Origin of the sequence: Umezawaea tangerina (genome assembly GCF_003002815.1) — a bacterium.
Lineage (GTDB): Bacteria > Actinomycetota > Actinomycetes > Mycobacteriales > Pseudonocardiaceae > Umezawaea > Umezawaea tangerina.
Genome location: NZ_PVTF01000013.1, coordinates 22,968 through 45,629 on the forward strand (window position 1 = coordinate 22,968; position 22,662 = coordinate 45,629).

Genomic DNA, 22,662 nt, shown 5'->3' on the forward strand with positions numbered 1-22,662 from the left:
TGCTACGGTCGTGCCATGCTTCGAATTCGGAGTAATTTAGAGATGGGGAGCAAGTCGTGAAGGCAGTGCGGTTCCACGAGTTCGGCGGTCCGGAGGTCCTGCGGGTCGAGGAGGTCGACCGGCCGGAGGCCGGACCGGGGCAGGTGCTGGTCCGGGTCGCGGCCACCACGTTCAGCCCGGTCGACGCCACGATCCGCTCCGGCGGGCTGCGGGAGGTGTTCCCGGTCGCGTTGCCGTTCGTGCCCGGCTTGGACGTGTCCGGGACCGTCGCGGCGCTCGGCGAGGGTGTCGACGGGGTCGCGGTCGGCGACGCGGTGGTCGGCTTCCTGCCGATGACGGCCGACGGCGCCTCGGCGGAGTACGTCGTCGCCCCCGCCGAGGTGCTGGCCGCCGCGCCCACGTCCATCCCGCTGGCCGACGCCGCGGGCCTGCCGTCGGTCGGCCTGACGGCGTGGCAGTCCCTGGTGGACCACGCGGACCTCAAGGCGGGCCAACGGGTCCTGGTCAACGGTGCCGGTGGCGCGGTCGGCGGGTACGCCGTGCAGATCGCCAAGCGCGCGGGGGCGCACGTCATCGCCACCGCGAGCCCGCACAGCGCGGACCTGGTCCGCTCCTACGGCGCCGACGAGGTCGTCGACCGCTCGACGACGGACGTGGCGGACGCCGTCACCGAGCCGGTCGACCTCGTGCTGCACGTCGCGCCCGCCGACCCGAGCGCGCTCTTCGGCCTGGTGCGGCCGGGAGGGCTGCTGCTGAGCACCACGGCACCGGTGTCCGACGACCCCGAGCGCGGGGTGCGCGCCGCGAACGTCTACGTCCGCCCCGACGCCGGACAGCTCGCGCACCTCGTCGCCGAGGTCGACGCGGGACGGCTCGACGTCCACATCGGCCACCGGCTCCCGTTGGACGCCGTCGCCTCGGTGCACGAGAATCCGTTGGCGGGCAAGGTCGTGTTCCTGCCCTGACCGCGGTCAGGACCCGGTGAAGCGGTGGTGGCCCGCCCAGCCGGGGTCGCCGGTGCTCGCGAACCGCACCCACGCGCCGTGCACCTCCGCCGGGAGCGACGGCGGGACGTCCGGCCCGAGCAGGCCGTGCGGTCCGCGCAGCGCGGGCAGGTCCGCGGTCCCGAACACGAACGGCAGCTCCACGGTGTGGCACGCGCCGTACGGGCCGTCCCGCCAGTCGAACTCGTAGGTGGACGCGCCGCCGTGCGCCGCCACGAGGTCGCGGGCGCCCGTCCGGAACATCCCGTCGATCGCGGCCGACCGGGACGGGTCCTGGTAGAGCCGCGACTCCTCGGAGTTGGTGCCCACCAGCAGGTCCAGACCGGGCACCGGGTCGTGGTCGGACCGGACGACCCCGAACGGCGACACCCCGGCACCACCAACGGGCCGGAGCCGGGTGACCGCCTCGACGAGCCCGTCGTCCGGCACCTGTCCGAACGCCTCGGCGGTGAGGTCGACGCCCAGCGCGTCGGCGAGGGCGGCGCTCGTGCCGTCGGCGGTCTCCGGCGACAGCTCCACCAGGCCGCCGCTCTGGCTGATGGCGCGGTGGAACAGGCCGTGGGCCGCGGACGTGGTGGTGAGCGCGGAGACGACCATCGCGCCCGCCGACTGCCCGAACAGGGTGACCCGGTCGGGGTCTCCGCCGAAGGCCGCGATGTTCGCGCGGACCCAGCGCAGCGCGGCGAGGACGTCGAGCAGCCCGCGGTTGTCCGGCGCTCCGGGCAGGCGCAGCCAGCCGGGTGCGCCGAGGCGGTAGTTCAGGGTCACCAGCACGATCCCGTCGCGGGCGAACGCCGACCCGTCGTACACGGGCGCGCTCCCGGTGCCCGACACGAACCCGCCGCCGTGCACGAACACCATGACCGGCGCCCGGCCGGTCGTGGTCGGCGTCGACACCGCGACGGTCAGGTAGTCGTCGCCGCCGACCCGGTCGACGCCCATGAGCGGCCCGAGGTCGGCCTTGCCGAACCAGCGCCGGTCCGGTGCCGGGGCGGCCGGACCGGTCGCGGTCGCGTCCCGCACCCCCGACCACGGCACCGGGGGAGCGGGCGCGGCGAACCGGCCCGCGCCGACCGGTGGCGCGGCGTAGGGGATGCCGCGGAACGCGGTGCCGTCCCCGGAGACGGCACCGGCGGTGGTCGTCACCGTCACGCCCACGCCACCCACTCCTTGATCGCGAAGCCCGCGCCGTCGCGGCGGATCTCGGCCGCTCCCGATCCGGGCAGGTGCGCGGGCAGCACCAGCGCGTTGTGGTCGGCGGCCCAGCCGAGCACCCGGCGGCGGGTCGCCCTGGCCTCGGCCTCGTCCTCGTCGAAGGACGGGCCGCAGTCGGGCTCGTGGACCTGCAACGGGCTGTGCAGCAGGTCGCCCACGAACACCGCGCGGTCGGTGCCGGAGGTCAGGGTGAGCACCGACGAGCCCGGCGTGTGCCCCGGTGCCGGGGTGATCCGCAGGTCGCCGTCCAGGACGTGCTCGCCCTCCCACAGCGTGGTCAGGCCCGCTTCGTGCACCGGGAGGACGCTGTCCTCGAACACGTTCTGCATCTTGCGCCCGGACTGGGTCCGGTGCTCGTTGAGCGGGTTCCAGTAGTCGAAGTCGGCGCGGGCGATGAGGTGCTCGGCGTTGGGGAACGTCGGCACCCACCGCCGGTCCTCCAGGCGGGTGTTCCAGCCGACGTGGTCGCCGTGCAGGTGGGTGCACACCACGACGTCCACGTCCTCGGGCGCGACCCCGGCACGGGCCAGTGCGCCGAGGAAGTCGGTGTCCAGGTGCGCGAAGAACGGCATGTACGGCCGTTCCTTGCCGTTGCCGACGCCCGTGTCGACCAGGATCGTCCGGCCGCCGCTGCGCACCAGCCACGTCTGCATGACGGCGTGCACCACGTCCGGCTCGGGCGTCCAGAACTCGGGGACCAGCCAGCTCCCGTGGGTCTCCCAGGTCTCGCGCGGGACGTCCGGGAAGACGAAGTCGCGGGGTAGCGGAGCAGGGGGCTGCTCGACGACGCGGGTGATCTCGACGTCGCCCAGGGTGATGGTGTCCATGGCGTCGAGTCTCGCCGGCCGCGCCCGCCGGAGGTATCCGTCACGTGACCGCACCCGCCGATACAGTCGGTGCCGTGCACGTTGTGGGTCGTGAGGTCGAGACCGCCGCCGTCCTGGGGCTGACCGGCGGAGTCCTGGTCGTCACCGGTGATCCCGGCATGGGCAAGAGCACCCTGCTCGACCTCGCCGCCGACCGCGCGGCCGACCGCCGGGTGCTGCGCGTGACCGGCTCCCGCGACGAGTCGACGCTGCCGTTCTCCGGGCTGCACCAGCTGCTGCGGCCCGTGCTCGACGAGGTCGACGGGCTGCCCGAGCGGCAGCGCGCGGCGCTGCTGGGCGCGATCGGCCTCGGCGACTCCGGACCGCCTGACCGGCTGATCATCGGGGTCGCCGTGCTCGCCCTGCTGTCCGAGCTGAGCGACCGGGTCCCGGTGCTCGTCGTGGTGGACGACGTCCGCTGGCTCGACGGCGGCTCGCGGGACGTGCTGGCGTTCGTCGCCCGGCGGATCGGCGACGAGCCGCTGGCCGTCCTGGTGGGCGCCCGCGACGAGATCGAGTTCCCCGGATTTCCCCTGGTGGCGCTGGAAGCGCTCGACCCGCGCGCGGCGGCCGCCCTGCTCGACGCGCAGCCCGCGCCACCGTCGGGCGTGCTCCGGCTGCGCGCGCTGGCGCAGGCCGCGGGCAACCCGCTGGCGCTGGTCGAGCTGGCCAGGGCGGGCTGCGCGGACGACGACATCCTGCCGCTGACCGAACGCCTTGAACGCGTCTACACCGCCGACCTCGAACGGCTGCCCGCGTCGACGCGCGAGGCGTTGTTGCTGGTCGCGGCGGACACGGCCGACCTCGTCGCGGGGACGCGGTCCGCCGTGCTGGCCCCCGCCGAGGAGGCCGGGCTCATCCGGTTCGCCGGCGGCCGGGTCCGCTTCCGGCACCCGCTCGTCCGCTCGGCGATCTACTACTCGGCCCCACGGGCGGCACGGGAGCGGGCGCACCTCGCCCTGGCGGACCTGCTCGCCGCCGAGCCCGACCGGCGGGCCTGGCACCTCGCCGCGGCCGCCACCGGACCGGACGAGGCGGTGGCCGCCGAGCTGGAGGCCACCGCGAGCCGCGCCCAGCGCCGGGGTGGCCACGCCGCGGCGGCGGGCGCGCTCGAACGGGCCGCCGAGCTGAGCCCCTGCCCCGACGACCGGGCGCGGCGGCTGGTGCTGGCCGCCGGGATCGCGGTGTTCACCGGGCAGGCGGAGTGGGTCGAGCAGCTCGCCACCTCGGCGGGCGAGGCCACCGACGACCCGTTCCTGCTCGCCTCGGCCGCCCTGCGGGTCGGCCAGGTGCTCACGCTGACCTCCCAGCACACCAAGTCGCTCGACCTGCTGATGAGCGCGGCCCGCGAGCCGGTGCTGGCCGTCCAGGCGCTGGCGTCGGCCGCGGTGAGCAGCTTCTACTCCGGCGAGGAGCGCGACCGCGAGCTGGTGCGCGACCGCGTGGGCGACGACCCGTGGACGGTCGCGCTGCTCGACCCGCACGAGAACCGGGCCGAGCTGGCCCGGAGGATCCCGGAGCTGGTGGAGCGGGCCGGGGACGACCCGGCCCAGCTGACCTCGATCGGCGCGATGGCGTGGCTGCTCGACGAGACGGCCGTGGCCGTGCGGATCTTCGACGACGCCCTGCACCGCTGGCGCGCCGCGGGCAGGATCCCGACCGGTCTCGGCTGCTCGACGGGCTGGGCCTACCTCGACCACGGCCAGTGGGCGCAGGCCAGGCTGGCCGCCGCGAGCGCCGCGACGGTGTCGGCCGACGCCAACCTCCCGCACCTCGCCGCGGCGACGATGGTGCTGGAGGCGACCGCCGTCGTCCTGTCCGGCGAGACGGCGACCGCCCGCGACCTCGTCGAGCGGGCCCTGACCCTGATCGACCCCCGGACCAGCCGGGCCGTCGGCGCCCGCGCGCGGTGGGCGCTGGGCATGGCGGCCGTGGCCGACGGCGACCACATGGCCGCCTACGAGCAGTTCCGGCTGCTGTTCACCGCGGACGGCGAGCCGGTGCACTACTACTTCTCGCCCTTCGGGGTGGCCGAGCTGGTCGCCGCCGCCGTGCGCACCGGCCACGAGGTCGAGGCCGCCGAGATCCTGCACCGGGCCGAGAAGCGGTCGGCGGGCAACACCTCCGCGCGCGTCCACGCCCTGCTGCACCGCGGCCGCGCGCTGCTGGAACCCGACGACGCCGAGGCGCACTTCCAGGAGGCGCTGGGCGACCCGGCGGGGGAGCAGTGGCCGTTCGAACGCGCCCAGGTGCTGCTCGACTACGGCGAATGGCTGCGCCGCCGCCGTCGGATCACCGACGCCCGGCCCAAGCTGACGGTGGCGAACGAGGTGTTCCGACGGCTGGGCGCCCGGCCGTGGCTCGACCGGGCGCAGGGGGAGCTGCGCGCCGCGGGGATCGACTCCGAGCCCGCAGCCCCGGACGCGCTGACCGCGCTCACCCCGCAACAGCAGCAGATCATCCGCCTGGCCGCGCGCGGTCTGACCAACCGCGAGATCGGCGAACGCCTCTTCCTGTCCCCGCGCACCGTCGGCTCGCACCTCTACCGCAGCTTCCCGAAGCTGGGCATCACCGCGCGGTCGCAGCTCCGGGACCTCGTGGACGGCGCGACTACCTGGTCAGCAGGTCCCGCAGCGCCTTGACCACCTCGGCCGGTGCCTCCTCGGCCATGAAGTGCCCGCAGGTGACGGTGGTGTGCTCCAGGTCCGGCGCCCACGCGCGCCAGCGGGCGGCGGCGTCGAAGCCGAGCGCGGAGCCCCAGTCCTGCTGGAGCACGGAGACGGGCATCCGCAGCACGGTGCCCGCCGCGCGGTCGGTCCGGTCGTGCTCGACGTCGACGCCCGCGGAGGCGCGGTAGTCGGCGACGATCGAGGTGACGGCCTCGCGGGAGGCGCGGAGGTACTCGGAGCGGACCTCGGCGGGGATGGCGGCGGGGTCGTTGGTCCAGATGTCGAGGAAGTGCCCGAAGAACGCGTCGGCGGAGTTGGCGATCATGGTCTCGGCCAGGCCGGGCGGCTGGGCCATCAGGTACAGGTGGAAGCCGACGGCGGCGGTGGTGCCGTGCATGACGTCCCACATGTCGAGGGTCGGCAGGACGTCGAGCGAGGCCAGGTGGGTGACCTCGGCGGGGTGGTCGAGGCCCGCGCGGATGGCGACCAGGGCGCCCCGGTCGTGGCCCGCCAGTGCGAACCGGTCGTGGCCGAGCGCCTTGGCGAGCGCGACGACGTCGGCGGCCATCGTGCGCTTGGAGTACGCCTGCCCGTCGGTGTCGGCGGGCTTGTCGCTGGCGCCGTAGCCGCGCAGGTCGGGGCAGATCACGGTGTGGTCGGCGGCCAGGTCCGCGGCGACGTGCCGCCACATCAGGTGGGTCTGCGGGAAGCCGTGCAGCAGCACGACCGGGCTGCCGGAGCCGCCCACGGCGACGTTGAGGGCCACGCCGTCGGCGACGGTCACGCGCTGCTCGGTGAATCCGGTGATCTCGGTGGTCATGTCGGCTCTCCAGGTCTGGTCGGTGGTACCCGGCCACTGTGGACGGCCCCGATCAGCAGTGGATCAGCGCCGACTCGGCCGGGCGGCCCGCGGGCGCTGCGGCTAGGTTGTCGGCGTGCTGCACTTCGGCGTGCTGGGCCCGCTGGAGGTCACCGACGAGCGCGGACCGGTCGGCCTCAAGGGACCGCGGCACCGGGCGGTGCTGGCCAGGCTGCTGGTCGCCAGGGGGCGGGTCGTGCCGGTCACGTGGCTGATCGACGACCTCTGGGACGACGCCCCCGAGGGCGCGCTCGGTGCCGTGCAGACGTTCGTCGGCGCGCTGCGCAAGGCGCTGGAACCGGACCGACCGCCGCGCACCCCGTCGAAGCTGCTGGTCACGGCGCCGCCGGGGTACGCGCTGCACGCGGAGTCGGTGGACGCGTGGCGGTTCGAGGCCGCGGTCGCGGAGTCCGGCGGGCTGCTGGCCGCGGGCAAGGCCGAGCAGGCGCGTGTCCTGCTGGACGACGTGCTCGGCCGGTGGCGCGGACCGGCGTACGCGGAGTTCGCCGACCAGGACTGGGCGCGGGGCGAGGCGTCCCGGCTGGACGAGCTGCGGGTGCTGGCCGTGGCCCGGCGGACCGAGGCGGCACTGGCGTCCGGGCGGGCCGCCGAGTCCGTGCCCGACCTGGAGGCCCAGGTGGGGAGCCACCCGCTGCGCGAGGACGGTTGGCGGCTGCTGGCGCTGGCGCTCTACCGGACCGGACGGCAGGGCGACGCCCTGGCCACGTTGCGCCGGGCCCGCGAGGTGCTGCGCACCGAGCTGGGCGTCGACCCCGGCGAGGGCCTGCGGCGGCTGGAGGCCGACATCCTCGACCAGGCCCCTGACCTGGCCGGACCCGTGCCACCCGCCCCCGCGGTGGGACCGGTCGGGCACCCGTTCGTCGGGCGGACCGCCGAGCTGGCCGAGCTGGAGCACGCGGCGGCCGTGGCGGCGGCGGGTCGGCCGCGGCTGGCGCTGCTGTCCGGTGCGGCGGGCGCGGGCAAGACCGCGCTGGCCAGGGCGTTGGCCGACCGGCTGGCCGCACGCGGCTGGACCACCGAGTGGGGTGCCTGCCCGGAGTCCGGCGGTGCGCCCGAGGCGTGGCCGTGGACGTGGGCGGGCGCCGCCGTGGACGGCGACCCGGTGGAGGCCCGGTTCCGCAGGCGCCGGGAGGTCGCCGCGCACCTGGCGGGGCTGACCGCGACCGGCCCGGTGCTGCTGGTGTTCGACGACCTGCACTGGGCCGACGAGGAGACCCTGGCGCTGCTGACGGCGCTGGCCACCGGCACCGGTCCGGTGCTGCTCGTCGGCACCTACCGCTCCACCGAGATCTCCGCGGGCCTGACCGAGGCGCTGGGCCGCGCCGCCCGCACCGAGCCGACCCGGATCTACCTGGGCGGGCTGACCGAGGACGAGGTGGGGGAGGTGGTCCGCGCCCTCGCGTTCCGCGAGGACGTGCCCGCGCGGGTGATCCACGCGCGCAGCGGCGGCAACCCGTTCTTCGTCCGCGAGCTGACCCGGCTGTGGGAGGCCGAGGGCGACGCGGCCCTGCGCACCGTGCCGACGGGTGTCCGCGACGTCATCCGACACCGGCTGGCCCGCCTCCCGGCCGCGGCCCGGACCCACCTGCGGCTGGCGGCGGTGCTCGGCCAGGACGTGGACCTCGACGTGCTCATCGCGTTGGCGGGCGACGAGGAGCGGGTCCTCGACTCGGTCGAGTCCGCCCTGCTGGCCGGTTTCCTCGTCGAGGAGGACGCCGACCGGCTCCGGTTCGCCCACGGGCTCGTGCACGAGGCGCTCTACGACGACATCACCCGCGCCCGTCGCGTCCGCTGGCACGCCGCGGCCGCCGGTGCCGTCGAGGCACGCCGACCCGACGACGTGGAGGCGATCGCCCACCACCTGCTGCGCGCCGGGACGCGTGCCGACGCCTCCCGCACCGCCCACTACGCGCGTGCCGCCGCCGAACGGGCCGAACGCCGCGCCGCCGCGCACGAGGCCGTTGTGCTGTGGCGGGCGACCGTCGAAGCCCTCGACCGCACCGCGAACCCCGACCCGCGGGCGAGGCTGGCAGCGGTCATGGGCCTTGTCCGGGCACTCGCCGTGACCGGCGACCTCGCCCTGGCCCGGTCCCACCGGGCCGACGCGGTCACCGCCGCCGAGGCCCTGGGCGACCCGCTGCTCACCGCGAGCGTGATCGGCTCCTTCGACGTCCCCGCGCTCTGGACCGCCAACGACGACGAACCCCTGTCCGCCCGGCTCGCCGCGGCCGCCGAACGCGCCCTGCTCGCGTTGCCCGCCGGGCACGGCGCCGCCCGCGCCCGACTGCTGATCACCATCGCCGTCGAACGCCGGGCCGACACCGGGACGCGGGGCGGCGAGGCGGCGCGGGAGGCGGAGGCGATCGCCCGCGGGCTCGGCGACCCCACATTGCTCGCCTTCGCCCTCAACGGCCGGTTCCTGCACACGTTCCACCGGGCCGGGCTCGCCCCGGAGCGGGCCGCGATCGGCGCGGAGCTGGTCGACCTCGCCACCCGGCACCAGGGGCTGGTGACGTTCGAGGTGCTGGGCCACCTGATCCTCGTCCAGGCGCGTGCCGCGCTCGCCGACCTGGCGGCCGCCGACCGCCACGCCACCGCCGCCGACGGGCTCGCCGAGCGCTACGACCTGCCCGTGGTCGGCGTGTTCACCGACTGGTACGCCGCCCTCCGCCTCGCCGTGACCGGCCGCGTCGCCGAGGCGCGCACCGCCTACCGCGCGGCGGCCGCCCGGCTCACCGGCACCGGGATGTCCGGGCTGGAGAACGGGATCCTGCCGCTCGCCCTGCTCTGCCTCACCGCCCCGGACGCGCCCGCCGACGCGGACTGGGGTCCGCACGAACCCTGGGCCCGACCGCTGGTCCTGCTCGGCCGCGGCGACGCCGTGCCCGCGGTCCCGGACCCGCCGCGCGACCTCCTCTTCGAGGCCCGCTCCTGCCTGCACGCCATGGTGGCCGTCCGCACGGGCGACCGGACGGCGATGCGGAGGCTGCACGCCGCGCTGCTCCCCGCCGCGGACGAGGTCGCGGGCGCGGGGAGTGGCCTGGTCGCCCTCGGCCCGACGGCGCTGCACCTGGGCGACCTGGCCGCCGCGTTGGGGAGGCCCGGCGAAGCCGAGGAGCACTACCGGCGGGCGGTCGTGGTCGCGGACCGCGCCGGGGCTCCGCACTGGGCCGCCGCGGCCCGGCAGCGCCTGCGCGCGACCCGGCCTGCCGGTGACCGAGGTCCGTGACGCCCTCGTCGCAGGCGGTTGCTAACCGGAACCGTGTTCCACTACTATCCGGAACGCGGTTCCGAATAGTTTCCGGACGAGGAGTTCCCCATGAGCACCCCCTTCACCGAGGCGGGCGGCATCCCCGTCGCCGACCCCACCCCCGTGACCACCTTCAGCCCGGTCGTCCTGCCGGTCCCCGGTCGTGCCGTGGACCTGCGGCTCAAGGTCTCGGCTCCGGCGACGGGGAGCGACCTGCCGGTGATCCTGCTGTCGCACGGCCACGGGCCGTCGAACTTCGTGTCGTCCCTGCACGGCTACGGGCCCGTCGTCGACTTCTGGGCGGCGCGCGGGTTCGTCGTCCTGCAGCCCACCCACCTGGACTCGATGGCGCTGGGCCTGCGCGAGGCGGACGACCCGGACGCGCCGCTGTACTGGCGGTCCCGCGCCGAGGACATGCGGTTCGTCCTCGACCACCTCGACGACGTCGAGGCGGCCGTCCCCGGTCTCGGCGGGCGCCTCGACCGGAGCCGGATCGCGGCGGTCGGGCACTCGATGGGCGGGCACACGGTGGGGATGCTGTGCGGCCTGCGCGTCACCGACCCGGCCGACGGGTCCGAGGTGGACCTGGCCGACGACCGGGTCAAGGTGGGTGTGCTGATGGCCCCGCCCGGTCGGGGCGAGGACCTCGCCGCGACCGCGAGCGAGCTCTACCCCGCCCTGCGCACCACCAGCTTCGCGGCGATGGCGACGCGGGCGCTCGTCGTCGTGGGCGAGAACGACTGGCACCCCGTGTTCTCCGACCGCAAGGACTGGCGCGGTGACGCGTACTTCCTCAGCCCCGGTCCCAAGAGCCTGCTGACGCTGCTCGGTGCGGAGCACGGCCTCGGCGGGGTGTCCGCGTACGACGCGGCGGAGACGACCGACGAGAACCCCGAGCGGGTGGCCGTGCTGCGCGCACTCGTCTGGGCCTACCTCCGCAGCGCGCTCTACCCCGGTGACCCCGCGTGGAACGACGCGACCGCGGCGCTGGACGCGGGGATGGGCGCGGTCGAGTCCAAGTAGGCCGGACGTCCCTCGTCCCGCCAGGGCGCCCTGGCGCGACGTCGGACCACTCAGGCGAGGACGGCACCACCGTCCACAAGGGACACCGTGCCGGTCGTGCAGTCCTGCTCCACCAGGTGCAGGTAGGCCTTGGCGACGTCGTCGGGCTCCGCGACCCGGCCGAGCAGCGTCCCACCGCCGACCACGGCGAACATCCTCTCCCGGTCCTCCTCCGGCATCCCGGACCAGAGCGGCGTCCGCACGACCGTGGGCGCGACGACGTTGACGCGGACCGGGGCCAGTTCGACCGCGAGCGAGCGCGCGGCGGAGATGACCGCCCCGGACACCGCCGACCCGAGCAGCCTGCCCGCACCACCGCGGTACGCCGCCGCGCCGCCGGTCAGCGTGATCGACCCGGACCGGCTCAGGGTCGGCAGGGCCGCGCGCACGCTGTCGAGGGCGTGGAAGAGGCGGACGTCGAAGGACCGCCGTGCCCGCTCGGGGTCGTAGTCGGCGATCGGGGTCCGGACGAGCGCGTCGCCTGCGGTGTAGACGAGGTGGTCGAACCCGCCGACCTCGGCGAAGAACGCCCGGAGCGACTCGGCGGACGTGACGTCGACCGGGAGGGCGGTCGCGTCGGCGGGCAGGTGCTCGGCGGACTCGGCCGAGCGCGAGCCGACGACGACCAGGGCACCCGCGGCGGCCGCGGCGTGGGCGACGGCCAGGCCGATGCCGCTGGAACCGCCGAGGACGACGACGCGGGTGGAGGACGTGAGGGGCACGGGGTTTCCTTCCGATCGGGACTGCCCTCAGCGTGCCTCCGGTGCCGCGGCCCCGTCCAAGACCCGTTGGTTCCCAACTGATGCCGGGTCGGCATCAGCCAGGGCGATCTCCACCAGCCCGCGCAGCACGTCGGACCGGCGCCGCGACTCGACCACCAGGCAGACACGGGTGTCGGGCAGGTCGAGCACGCGGACGGCGGTGATGTCGGGCCGGTTGTAGTAGCGGGTGGTGGAGGCGGGCATGACGACGATGCCGCGTCCCGAGGCGACGAGCTCCAGCTTCTCCTCGACGGTCGGCGAGTAGGCCGCTCCGTCGTCGTCGGGCGGCACCGGGGGAGCTGTCGCGCCCGGCCATTCGGGGACGGCCGCGACCGGCTGGAGCAGCACCTCCCCCGCGAGGTCGGCCAGCAGGACGTGCTCCGCACCCGCCGACGGGTGGTCGGCGGGCAGCGCGGCGAACCGCGGTTCGGCGAACAGGTCCACGACCGCCAGACCGGTGTCGTCGAACGGCCGGTGGGCGAAGCTCGCGTCGATCCGGCCGTCGCGCAGGGACTCGACCTGGTCGGTCCACGAGGTCCGCACGACGTCCACCGACAGGCCGGGATAGCGCTCCCGCACGCGGCGCACCACGGGCGTGACGATCAGGCCGGGCGTGAACCCGATGGTCAGCCTGCGGCCCTCGCGGTCGGACAGGCGGACCCGCCGCTGCAACGTCTCCGCCGCGCGCAGCAGGTCCCGCGCCTCCTCGCGCAGCAGCTCGCCCGCGGGCGCCAGGCGGGTCCCGGACCGCGACCGCTCGAACAGCGTGACGCCGAGCTCCTGCTCCAGGGCGGAGATCGACCGGCTCAGCGCGGGTTGGGCGATGTGCAGCACCTCGGCGGCGCGGCCGTAGTTCAGCTCGCCCGCCAGCACGAGGAAGTAGCGCAACCGCCGGAGGTCCACGTCGCCCATGCCGCCATCAAAGCAGGGCCGGTCCGACCGGCGCGGGCGTCATCCCCGCCAGCCGCCGCCGCACACGACCGTCTCGCCCGTGATGTAGTCCGACTCCTCGGTGCAGAACAGGTACACGGCGTTGGCGGCCTCGACGGGCGTGCCCGCCCGGCCGAGCGGGATGAGCGAGGTGGCCGCGTCGAGGATCGCGGGGTTGACGCCGACCTTGATGCGCCGCCCCTCGACGTCGATCTCGCTATCGCCCGCGGACGCCTCGGTCAGCCGGGTCCGGATGAGGCCGAACGCGACCGTGTTGACGGTGACGTTGTAGCGGCCCCACTCCTTCGCGAGGGTGCGGCTCAGCCCGGTCACGCCCGCCTTCGCCGCGGCGTAGCTCACCTGGCCGGGGTTGCCAGCGAGACCGGCCACCGACGCGATGTTGACGACCTTGCGGGCCCGCGCGCGGCCCTGCGCCGCGGCCTCGGCCTTCGCGGCCGCCGAGATCACCGGCTGCGCCGCGCGCAGGATCCGGAACGGCGCCGTGAGGTGCACGTCGAGGATGGCCCGCCACTGGTCGTCGGTCATCTTCTGGATGACGTTGTCCCAGGTGTACCCGGCGTTGTTGACGATGATGTCGAGCCCGCCGAAGCTCTCGACGGCGGTCCGCACGAACCGCTCGGCGAAGCCGTCCTCGGTGACCGACCCGACGCACGCGACGGCGTCGCCGCCCGCGTCCCGCACCGCGGCGACCGTCTCGGCGGCGGGCTCGGCGTCCAGGTCGTTGACGACCACGTTCGCGCCCTCGCGGGCCAGCTTCAGCGCGATCTCCCGGCCGATGCCCCGGCCGGAGCCGGTCACGATGGCGGTGCGGTTGTGCAGGGGCATGGGAAAGCCTCCCGGTCGTGGGTCAGGTGATCTTGACGAGGGCCGTGCCGCGCAGGGTGGTGGTGCCGTCCTCCAGGCGCACGGACAGCTCGACCGTGGCCACGCCGTCGTCGACCGCCGTCACGACGCCCTCGCAGCACGGCGACGCGAGCACGGGGGTGATCGCGGTGAAGCGCACCCGCCAGGAGCGCAGCCTGCCCTGGGGCATCCACCGGGTGAGCAGCCGGCCGAGGTAGGCCATGGAGAGCATCCCGTGGGCGAAGACGTCGTCCAGCCCCGCGGACCGCGCGACGTCGAGGTCGACGTGGATGGGGTTGGTGTCGCCGGACGCGCCCGCGAACAGGGCGAGGGTGGTGCGCGAGATCGGCGGGAGCCGCAACGGTGGGAGCGTCGTGCCCACGGCGACGGGGGCGTTCACAGCGCGGTCACGATCACGACGGCCTCCGCCTCGGCGACGAGCTCGCCCGCCCGCAGGAAGTCGGTGCGCTTGACCAGGAAGTCGCGCGTCGGCGACTTCGCGTACGCCTCCGCCACCCTCCGGCGGCACTCGACCTCCTCGCCCGCGTGGACGTCCCGGTGGTAGGTGAACGACTGCTCGCCGTGCAGCACCCCGCGCAGGTCCACGCCCAGGTCGGTGAGCCAGCCCAGGGGAGGGTCGGCCTCCAGCTCGACCGAGAAGAGGAACGTCGGCGGCACCAGCAGGTCCGGGTGGCCCGCGGCGCGGGCGGCCTCGACGTCGGTGTGGACGGGGTCGGTCTCCCCGATCGCGCGGGCGAACGCGCGCAGCCGCCCCCGTTCCAGCAGGGCCACCACCGGGGCGATCGGCCGCGCGAGCGCGGCCGCCAGGTCGACCGCCATCAGCCGACCTTCTCGTACAGGGTCACGACCGCGGCGCCGCCGAGGCCGATGTTGTGCTGGAGCGCGAGCTTCACGCCGTCCACCTGGCGCGCGCCCGCGGTGGCGCGCAGCTGCCAGACGAGCTCGGCGCACTGGGCGAGCCCGGTCGCGCCGAGCGGGTGCCCCTTGGACAGCAGGCCACCCGACGGGTTCGTCACGACGCGACCGCCGTAGGTGTTGTCGCCGTCCTCGACGAACTTCTCCCCGGTGCCCTCCGGGGTGAGGCCGAGGGCCTCGTAGCTGATGAGCTCGTTGGTGGCGAAGCAGTCGTGCAGCTCGACCACCCGGATGTCCTCGGGTCCGACGCCCGCGGCTTCGTAGACCTGCCGTGCGGCCGCATGGGTCATGTCGGCGCCGACGAGCTTGCGGAGGTCGTCGGACTCGAACGTGCCGGGGGTGTCGGTCGTCATCGCCTGGGCGCGCACGACGACACCCGCGTCGATCCCGTGCCGGGCCGCGAACTCCGGCGTGCACACGACCGCGCTCGCCGCCCCGCACGTCGGCGGGCAGCACATCAGCCGGGTGAGCGGGTCGTGGATCATCGGCGAGGCCAGCACCTGCTCGACCGTCACGGGCTCGCGGAACACCGCGTAGGGGTTGTTCGCGGCGTGCGCCCGAGCCTTGACCGAGATCTTCGCGAACGTCTCGGGCCTGGTGCCGAAGCGGTCCACGTGCGCCCGGCCCGCGCCGCCGAAGTAGCGCGGGGCCATCGGGCCGTCGCCCGGACCCTGGACCCGGTCGTTGGTGGCGTCGAAGGTGGCGAAGGGGGAGGTGCGGTCGGTCCACGCGGTCGCGAGGGCGCCGGGCGTCATCTGCTCGAACCCCAGGGCGAGCGCGCACTGGACCGCGCCGGACTCGACGGCCTGGCGGGCCAGGAACAGGGCCGTGGAGCCGGTGGAGCAGTTGTTGTTGACGTTGACGATGGGGATGCCGGTGAGCCCGACACCGTAGAGGGCGGCCTGGCCCGAGGTCGAGTCGCCGTAGACCCAGCCCGCGTAGGCCTGGTCGACGTCGGTGTAGGCCAGCCCCGCGTCGGCCAGCGCGGCCCGCACCGCGCCCGCCGCCATGTCCTCGTACCGCGCTCCGGCGCTCGGTTTGGTGAACGGCACCATCCCCACCCCGGCGATGACTGCTGCGCCCATGCGGACCTCCTTGCCTCGGTGCCGCGTATCGGCGACCCGAGCGACTATGACCCCGCCCGGTCAAAATAGTCAAGGCGTACTAGTCACTCGGTGGCTATGCTCCGGGGATGGCGACTTCGGCGGGCGCGTCCCTCCCTGTGCAGCAGCGCGCGTGGGACACGCGCGAACGGATCCTGCGTGCGGCGGTCGAGTGCCTGGCCGAGGAGGGCTACCAGGCGACCACGACCTCGCGCATCCAGCAGCGCGCGGGCGTCTCGCGCGGCAGCCTGCTGCACCAGTTCCCGGTGCGCGACGACCTCCTGGTCGCGGCCATGAAGCACCTCGCCGCGGAGCGCACGGACGAGATCGCCCGGTTCGGCGAGACCTCGTCGGGCGACCTCGACGACGTGATCGACGCGCTGTGGGACACCTACCACGGGCCGCTGTTCACCGCGTCGCGCGAGCTCTGGTTCGCCGCCGCCCACAACCCGGACCTGGCCGCGGCCATCGCGCCGCACGAGCACGCCCTCATGAAGGTGATCCGCGAGCACGTGCTCCCCGCGCTCTTCGGGGCGGACCGCGCGGCGCACCCGGCGTACGGCGACCTGACCGCGCTGCTGATCTCGAGCATGCGCGGCGTCGCGCTGACCTACGCGTTCGAGCCCCGCGACCACCGGCGGGACCCGAACCGCGCGGTGTGGCGGCGGCTGGCCCACGCCATGCTCGGCGAGTCCTGACATGTCTAGGCCGCGCTGACTAGTACGCCTTGACTATTTGCCTCGGGCTCGGCACGCTGGCGGCATCAACGCAATGGCGCCTTGACCGGAGGACCGATGCCCGACACCACCCGGCACAGTGAGTTCTTCGCCCCCGGAACCCCCTTCGTCACTGCGGTCCGCCGCTTCGCGGAGGCCGACCCCGACGCCGTCGCGCTCACCGACGACCGGGGCTCGCTGACCCGCGGCGAGCTCGACCGGCGCAGCAACCGGCTGGCCCGCGCGTACGCGGACCTGGGCGTCGGCGAGGGCTCGTTCGTGACCATCGGGCTGCCGACGGGCGGCGCGTTCATCGAGGCCGTGCTCGCGGTCTGGAAGCTCGGCGCGACGCCGCAGCCCGTGTCGTCCCGCCTGCCCGCCCGCGAGCTGGCCGCGATCCTCGACGTGGTGCGGCCCGCGCTCGTGGTCGGCCTCGACGCGGGTGCCGCCGCACCGTGGGTCCCGGTCGGGTTCGAGCCCGGCGACACCCTGGACGACGGCCCGTTGCCGCTGGTCGTGTCGCGGTACTGGAAGGCGCCGACCTCCGGCGGCAGCACGGGCGTCCCGAAGGTCATCGTGGGCGACCAGGCCGCGGTCGTCGACTCGCTGGTGCCCCTGATGCCGCTCATCCGGATGCGGCCGGGGTCCACGACCCTCATCGCCACGCCGCTCGGCCACAACGCCGCGGTCCTGTGGTCGTCGGCGGCGTTGGTCACCGGCGGCCACCTCGTGGTCATGCCCCGGTTCGACGCCGAGCGGACCCTCGACCTCATCGCACGCCACCGGGTGGAGTGGGTGTGCCTCGTGCCGACGGAGCTGCACCGAATCGCGCGGCTGCCCGAACCGGTCCGGGCCGCCGCCGACCTGTCCAGCCTCGAGCTCGTGGCGACCGGCGCGGCGCCCTGCCCGCAGTGGCTGCGGCGGTTCTGGGTCGACTGGATCGGCCCCGACCGGCTGCTGGAGTTCTACTCCGCGACCGAGGCGCAGGCGATCGTCATCACCGACGGCCGCGGCTGGCTGTCGCACCCCGGATCGGTCGGCCGGGTGGTCGTCGGCGAGATCGAGGTGCGCGACGAGCACGGTGCCGTCGTGCCCGACGGCACCGTCGGCGAGCTGTGGATGCGCCGCTCCGCCGACGACGCGGGCCCGTACTTCTACCTCGGCGCGACCCCGCGGCGCGACGAGCGCAACTTCGACACGGTCGGCGACCTGGGCTTCCTGCGGGACGGCTGGCTCCACCTGGCCGACCGCAAGGCCGACATGGTCGTCATCGGCGCCTCGAACGTGTACCCGGCCGAGGTCGAGAGCGCCTTGGAGGAGCACCCGCTGGTGACGTCGAGCTGCGTCGTGGGCCTCCCCGACGACGAGTACGGCAGCGTCCTGCACGCGATCGTGCAGACCTCCGCCCCGGTGACCGACGAGGAGCTCGCCGCCCACGTCGGCGAACGCCTCCTGCACTACAAGGTGCCGCGCACCTACGAGCGCACCACCGAGCCCCTGCTGGACGACGCCGGGAAGGTCCGGCGGGCGCAGCTGCGCGACCGGGTCCTCGCCGAGCGCGCCCCGACCACCCCACGCTGACCGGAAGGCACCTCCCATGACGCACGTGACCACCGAGCACGGCACCCTCGACGGGGCCGTCGAGGACGGTCTGCACGTCTTCCGCGCGGTGCCCTACGCCGCCCCGCCGTTCGGCCCGCGCCGGTTCCTGCCGCCGCGGCCCCCGGAGAAGTGGGACGGCGTGCGGGACGCGACCAGGGCGGGCGTGATCGCCCCGCAGCCCGTGACCCCGGACGACCCGCTGGCGCCGCTGTTCGCGCCGACCGCGGCCACCCCGATGGGGGAGGACTGCCTCACCCTGGAGGTCTGGACGCCGGATCCGGGCGCCGCCGGGCTGCCGGTGGTGGTGCACATCCACGGCGGCGGGTACCTGAGCGGGTCCGGGTCGTTCGCCGGGTACAGCGGGCGCGCGTTCGCTCGCGACGGCGTCGTGCACGTCGGCATCAACTACCGGGTGGGCATCGACGGCTTCCTCCACCTCGGCGACGGCCACGACAACCTGGGTCTGCGCGACCAGCAGGCCGCGCTGGAGTGGGTGCGGCGCAACATCGCGGCCTTCGGCGGAGACCCCGACCGGGTGACGATCCTCGGCCAGTCCGGCGGCGCGGTGAGCGTCATGTCCCAGCTCACCATGCCCGGCTCGCGGGGCCTGTTCGCACGGGCGGTCGCGCAGAGCGGCTGCTCGATGGCCAGCGTCGACGCGGACGAGGCCACCCGCGTGACCCGCATGGCCGCCCGTCGCCTCGGCGTCCCCGCGACGCCCGAGGGGTTCGCGTCGGTGTCGTTGGAGCGCACCGCCGCCACGGCCCAGTGGCTGATGGTGCGCTTCGTCCTGGGGTTCGCCCGCGGCGACGCCCGGTCCCTGCTGCTGAGCCCGTTCCGCGCGGTGCACGGCACCGAACTGCTGCCCTCGTCCCCGGTGGACGCCGCCGCCGCGTCCGACGTGCCCCTGCTGGCGGGCACCGTGCGCAACGAGACCGTCGGCTTCATCGACGCCCTGCGCGCGATCCCCGTCCTCGGGGCGTTGGCCCTGCGGGGTCTGCGCCGCACGGTGGGCCTGGACCGCGCCCTCGCGGACGCCTACCGGACCGGGCGCGGCCTCACCGACCGGGTCGGGCTCGCCGAGGCGGCGTGGTCGGACTGGGGCTTCCGCATCCCGACGATCCGCCTGGTGGAGGCGCGCACGGCGCCGTCGTGGCTCTACGAGTTCCGGTGGGAGTCGACGGCGGGCCGTCCGGGGCTGTCGTCCTTCCACGGCGTCGAGATCCCCTTCACCCGCGACGACCTCGCGCTGGTCGAGCAGTTGCCCCCCGGCGACCCGCGAGCTGTTCGCGGGCGCGCCCGCCGACCTGGCCACCTCCATGCACGCGGCGTGGGTGGACTTCGCGACCACCGGCGATCCCGGCTGGCCCGCCTACGACACCGACAAGCGGTCGACGATGGTCTACGACACGACGCCCGCGGTGGTCGGCGACGCCGCCGGTGTCGAACGCGAGGCGTGGCTGGGGCGCCGCTGACCGGTCCACTGTGGACTGTGCGGGGCGGTGGTAGCGCCTGCGTTACCGGCGGAACGGTGGCAGGCGGGATCGTGCGGGAGGCGGTGTCCGAACAGGATTGCCGGTGTCGACGGAGCGTCGGCACCAGCACATCGAGGGGACCGATCCCATGCGCAAGAGCACACTGCCCCTGGCGTTGACCGCCGCCGGGCTCGCCGTGATCGCCGCCCTGCCCGCGGCCCAGGCCGACCACGGCAGGGGACCGACCGACCAGGCCACCAGGGCACGGGTGGCCGAGTTGGCCCAGCAGGCCGTGGACGCGGGCAACCCCGGCGTGGTCGTGCGGTACGACGACGGCCGTGCGCCGGTCGAGATCGCCAAGCAGGCGCCGTGGACCGCGAAGGACCACCGGCTCGCGGCCGACGACGAGGTCCGGGTCGGCTCCAACACGAAGACCGTGGTCGCCACGCTGGTCCTCCAGCTCGTCGGCGAGGGCCGCGTCGGGCTGGACGACCCGGTGGAGAAGTGGCTGCCCGGCCTCGTGCCCGGCGGTTCCGGGATCACGCTGCGGATGCTCCTCAACCACACCAGCGGCCTCGCCGACTACGTCGACGACCAGGGGGTGGTCGACTCCGTGTTCGGCAAGTCGACCAAGAAGTGGACGTCGCGCGAGCTGCTGGCCGCCGGCACCGCGCTGCCCCCGACGTCCGCGCCGGGGACGACGTGGAAGTACAGCAACACCAACTACGTCGCCCTCGGCATGGTGCTGGAGAAGGCGACCGGCCGGTGCCTGGCCGACCTCGTGGACCAGCGGATCGTCCGGCCCCTGCGGCTCAAGCACACCTACCTCGCCGCGGACGCCACCTGGCGCGGCAGGCACGCCACCGGCTACGAGCCCGACGCCGCGCACCTCAAGGCGCTGCTGCCGCCCGAGGCACCCGAAGGTCTGGCGTTCGTCGGGCCGGAGCACGACGAGCACGTGGACGTGTCCGGGATCGACCCCGGCTGGGGCTGGGCCGCCGGTGCCGTCGTCTCCACCGCGGGGGAGTGGGGCAGGTTCCAGACCGCGCTGCTGTCGGGCGAACTGCTCGCACCGGCCCAGCTCGCGCAGCTGCGCACGGTGGTCCCGATCGGCCCCGAGGCCCCGGAGGGCGCGGGCTACGGGCTGGGCATCGCCCGGATCCCCACGCCCTGCGGTGTCGTGTGGGGCCACGTCGGCGGCATCCCCGGCTACCTGAGCAAGACCTACACCGACGACACCGGAACCCGCTCCGTGGCGGTCGTGACGATGACCTACTACGGCGAGACGGAGCCGAAGGCCGACGCGGCGAACAAGGCGCTCGAGACCGCGGCGGTGTGCGCGATGTTCGACAAGCCCGTTCCCCAGTCCTGACCGGACCGCCGGGTCGACGGCGTCCACCCGGACGCCGTCGACCGGGAGCGGTCAGCCGTCGAGGTAGGTCAGCACGGCGAGCACGCGGCGGTGGCCGCCGTTGTCGTCGTGGGGCAGGTCGAGCTTGGTGAAGATGTTGCGGATGTGCTTGTGCACGGCGGCGTCGCTCACCGCCAGCCGGTCGCCGATCGTGGTGTTGCTCAGCCCCTCCGCCATCAGCCCGAGCACCTCGCGCTCCCTGGCGGTCAGCGCGTCGAGCGGGCTGTTCGCGGTGCGGCGCACCAGGAGCTGCGAGATGACCTCGGGGTCCATCGCGGTACCGCCCGCCGCGACCCGGTGCAGCGCCTCCAGGAACCGCTCCACCCGGCCCACCCGCTCCTTGAGCAGGTAGCCCACCCCGCCCGACCCGTCGGCCAGCAGCTCGGTGGCGTAGCTGTCCTCGACGTAGGCCGAGAGCACCAGCACCGGCAGGCCGGGGTGGATCCGCCGGGCCTCGACCGCCGCCCGCAGCCCCTCGTCGCCGAACGAGGGCGGCAGCCGCACGTCCACCACGACGACGTCCGGCCGGTCGTGCTCCACGACGGCGAGGAAGTCGGTGGCGTTGTCGACCGCGGCGACCACCTCGATCCCCTTGGTGGTCATCAGCAGCACCAGGCCCTCGCGCAGCAGCGCGTCGTCCTCGGCGATCACGACCCGCATGGCAGCTCCACCCTCAGTTCCGTCGGTCCGCCCGGCGGGCTGACCAGCACCACCGACCCGTCGAACGCCTCGGCCCGGCGGCGGATGCCCGCGAGCCCCGTCCCGGCGTCCTCGTCCGCGCCACCGCGGCCGTCGTCGCCGACCGTGATCACCAGGGTGTCGGCACGGGTCCGCAGGCCGACGGTCGCGTGCTCCGCCCGCGAGTGCTTGGTGACGTTCGTCAGCGCCTCGGCGACCACGAAGTACGCGGCGGCCTCGACTGCGGCCGGGTGCCTGCCGACGCCGTCGACCTCCAGCACGCACGGCACCGGGCACCGCGCGGCCAGCGCCGTCACCGCGCCCGCGAGCCCCCGGTCGGACAGCACCGGAGGGTAGATGCCGCGCAGGACGTCCCGCAGCTCGGCCAACGCGCCGGTCGCGGTGTCCTGCGCCTTGCGCAGCAACGACATCGCGGCGGCCGGGTCCTCGTCGTGCACGCTCTCGGCGATGCCGAGCTGCATGATCACCGCCGCGATCCGCGCCTGCGTCCCGTCGTGCAGGTCCCGTTCGATCCGGCGCAGCTCCGCGCCGTGCGCCTCCAGGGCGGCGGCCCGCGACGCGGTCAGCTCGGCCACCCGGTCGCCGAGCACCACACCGGCCGCGGGGGCGAGCAGCCCTCGTGCCACGACCGCCTGCGCGTGCGCGACCAGGGGGAGGTGCCAGGCGACCGCGCCGTAGGCGAGGCCGAGCGGTACCGCCACCGCGGCGGAGGACCAGGAGTCGACGCGCAGGCCGGAGACCTCCAGCGCGTGCGGCGCCAGCCACCAGTAGGCCGGTGCCGGCACCAGCGCGACCGCGCTCACGACGACGCCCAGCGCCAGCAGCGCGAGCAGGAGCCCGGTGGCGCCGTGCAGGACCAGCCACGCCAGGTCCCGCCAGGTCGCCGGGTCCGCCAGCACCGTGCGGACCCGTTGCCGCAGGGGTCCTTCGACGGCGCGGTAGGGCGCGGGCACCGGCTCGGCCAGTGCCGCCTCGACCCGGCGCCGTTCGACCGCCACCAGCGGTCGCACGACGCCCGCGGCGAACGGGACCAGCGGCAGGCCGACGCCGACCAGGCACAGCGCCACCACCGGCAGCAGCAGCACCACCGCGCACGCGGCGGCGGCCGAGGTGCCTCCGCTCCCGGTCAGGTGGCCGACGGCCCGCTCCACCGCGCCGAACCGCTCCTTCACCGTCACAGCGGTGATTGTGGCGCACGGCCGGAACCGCCCGTCCGGTA

Annotated in this window: 19 protein-coding genes; 8 read left to right on the plus strand and 11 right to left on the minus strand. The window is 75.0% G+C overall.

The annotated features are described in order from the left end of the window. The first annotated feature begins 56 nt into the window (after nt 1-56). A complete protein-coding gene (locus tag CLV43_RS35720) occupies nt 57-965 on the plus strand; it encodes an NADP-dependent oxidoreductase (protein WP_106193093.1) in 909 nt (302 codons plus the stop codon). A 6-nt stretch (nt 966-971) separates the two neighbouring features. Here CLV43_RS35720 and CLV43_RS35725 read toward each other — a convergent pair whose 3' ends face one another. Both CLV43_RS35725 and CLV43_RS35730 read right to left on the minus strand, forming a co-directional pair. Further along, nucleotides 972-2,162 carry a carboxylesterase/lipase family protein gene (locus CLV43_RS35725; protein WP_245887214.1) on the minus strand — a complete coding sequence of 397 codons (1,191 nt, stop codon included), beginning with the start codon at nt 2,160-2,162 and terminating at the stop codon, nt 972-974. Continuing rightward, nucleotides 2,153-3,046: an MBL fold metallo-hydrolase gene (locus CLV43_RS35730; protein ID WP_106193095.1), complete on the minus strand. Its 894-nt coding sequence runs from the start codon at nt 3,044-3,046 to the stop codon at nt 2,153-2,155. Before CLV43_RS35730 ends, CLV43_RS35725 begins: the two co-directional genes overlap by 10 nt. A gap of 74 nt (nt 3,047-3,120) precedes the next feature. Between CLV43_RS35730 and CLV43_RS35735 the strand changes: the two genes are divergently transcribed. Next, entirely contained in the window at nt 3,121-5,727 is a 2,607-nt protein-coding gene (locus CLV43_RS35735; protein ID WP_106193096.1) for a helix-turn-helix transcriptional regulator, read from the plus strand. Here CLV43_RS35735 and CLV43_RS35740 read toward each other — a convergent pair. Further along, nucleotides 5,696-6,574, minus strand: coding sequence for an alpha/beta fold hydrolase (locus CLV43_RS35740; protein WP_106193098.1), 879 nt, complete (start codon nt 6,572-6,574; stop codon nt 5,696-5,698). The genes CLV43_RS35735 and CLV43_RS35740 overlap by 32 nt on opposite strands. A gap of 118 nt (nt 6,575-6,692) precedes the next feature. Between CLV43_RS35740 and CLV43_RS35745 the strand changes: the two genes are divergently transcribed. Both CLV43_RS35745 and CLV43_RS35750 read left to right on the plus strand, forming a co-directional pair. After that, nucleotides 6,693-9,863, plus strand: a complete 3,171-nt coding sequence (locus CLV43_RS35745; protein WP_106193461.1) for an ATP-binding protein — start codon at nt 6,693-6,695, stop codon at nt 9,861-9,863. Between the two features lie 90 nt (nt 9,864-9,953). Next, nucleotides 9,954-10,907: an alpha/beta hydrolase family protein gene (locus CLV43_RS35750; protein WP_106193100.1), complete on the plus strand. Its 954-nt coding sequence runs from the start codon at nt 9,954-9,956 to the stop codon at nt 10,905-10,907. A 50-nt stretch (nt 10,908-10,957) separates the two neighbouring features. Here the strand turns inward: CLV43_RS35750 and CLV43_RS35755 are convergent, their stop codons facing one another. The 6 genes from CLV43_RS35755 to CLV43_RS35780 are packed head-to-tail and all read right to left on the minus strand — an operon-like array spanning nt 10,958 to nt 15,522. After that, nucleotides 10,958-11,668, minus strand: coding sequence for an SDR family oxidoreductase (locus tag CLV43_RS35755; protein WP_106193102.1), 711 nt, complete (start codon nt 11,666-11,668; stop codon nt 10,958-10,960). Nucleotides 11,669-11,695: 27 nt separating this feature from the next. Further along, entirely contained in the window at nt 11,696-12,619 is a 924-nt protein-coding gene (locus tag CLV43_RS35760) for a LysR family transcriptional regulator (protein ID WP_106193103.1), read from the minus strand. A gap of 39 nt (nt 12,620-12,658) precedes the next feature. Continuing rightward, the gene (locus tag CLV43_RS35765) at nt 12,659-13,483 is read right to left on the minus strand and encodes an SDR family NAD(P)-dependent oxidoreductase (RefSeq protein ID WP_106193105.1); all 825 of its coding nucleotides are present in this window, start codon (nt 13,481-13,483) and stop codon (nt 12,659-12,661) included. 22 nt (nt 13,484-13,505) lie between these two features. Further along, nucleotides 13,506-13,901: a MaoC/PaaZ C-terminal domain-containing protein gene (locus CLV43_RS35770; protein WP_106193107.1), complete on the minus strand. Its 396-nt coding sequence runs from the start codon at nt 13,899-13,901 to the stop codon at nt 13,506-13,508. Beyond that, complete coding sequence (locus CLV43_RS35775; protein WP_106193109.1) at nt 13,898-14,341, minus strand: MaoC family dehydratase N-terminal domain-containing protein; 444 nt, start codon at nt 14,339-14,341, stop codon at nt 13,898-13,900. Before CLV43_RS35775 ends, CLV43_RS35770 begins: the two co-directional genes overlap by 4 nt. Continuing rightward, entirely contained in the window at nt 14,341-15,522 is a 1,182-nt protein-coding gene (locus tag CLV43_RS35780) for a lipid-transfer protein (protein WP_106193110.1), read from the minus strand. Before CLV43_RS35780 ends, CLV43_RS35775 begins: the two co-directional genes overlap by 1 nt. Before the next feature lie 107 nt (nt 15,523-15,629). Between CLV43_RS35780 and CLV43_RS35785 the strand changes: the two genes are divergently transcribed. The 4 genes from CLV43_RS35785 (at nt 15,630) to CLV43_RS35800 (ending at nt 20,705) form a co-directional block, all read left to right on the plus strand. Beyond that, nucleotides 15,630-16,238, plus strand: a complete 609-nt coding sequence (locus tag CLV43_RS35785; RefSeq protein WP_106193112.1) for a TetR/AcrR family transcriptional regulator — start codon at nt 15,630-15,632, stop codon at nt 16,236-16,238. A 96-nt stretch (nt 16,239-16,334) separates the two neighbouring features. Beyond that, entirely contained in the window at nt 16,335-17,837 is a 1,503-nt protein-coding gene (locus CLV43_RS35790; RefSeq protein WP_106193114.1) for an AMP-binding protein, read from the plus strand. Between the two features lie 16 nt (nt 17,838-17,853). Next, the gene (locus tag CLV43_RS35795) at nt 17,854-19,512 is read left to right on the plus strand and encodes a carboxylesterase family protein (protein WP_106193116.1); all 1,659 of its coding nucleotides are present in this window, start codon (nt 17,854-17,856) and stop codon (nt 19,510-19,512) included. Next, nucleotides 19,482-20,705 carry a serine hydrolase domain-containing protein gene (locus CLV43_RS35800; protein ID WP_106193118.1) on the plus strand — a complete coding sequence of 408 codons (1,224 nt, stop codon included), beginning with the start codon at nt 19,482-19,484 and terminating at the stop codon, nt 20,703-20,705. The genes CLV43_RS35795 and CLV43_RS35800 overlap by 31 nt, the downstream gene beginning before the upstream one ends. A gap of 51 nt (nt 20,706-20,756) precedes the next feature. Here the strand turns inward: CLV43_RS35800 and CLV43_RS35805 are convergent, their stop codons facing one another. Both CLV43_RS35805 and CLV43_RS35810 read right to left on the minus strand, forming a co-directional pair. Continuing rightward, nucleotides 20,757-21,404, minus strand: coding sequence for a response regulator (locus tag CLV43_RS35805; RefSeq protein ID WP_106193119.1), 648 nt, complete (start codon nt 21,402-21,404; stop codon nt 20,757-20,759). After that, complete coding sequence (locus CLV43_RS35810) at nt 21,392-22,621, minus strand: sensor histidine kinase (RefSeq protein WP_245887215.1); 1,230 nt, start codon at nt 22,619-22,621, stop codon at nt 21,392-21,394. Before CLV43_RS35810 ends, CLV43_RS35805 begins: the two co-directional genes overlap by 13 nt. Between the last annotated feature and the right edge of the window lie 41 nt (nt 22,622-22,662).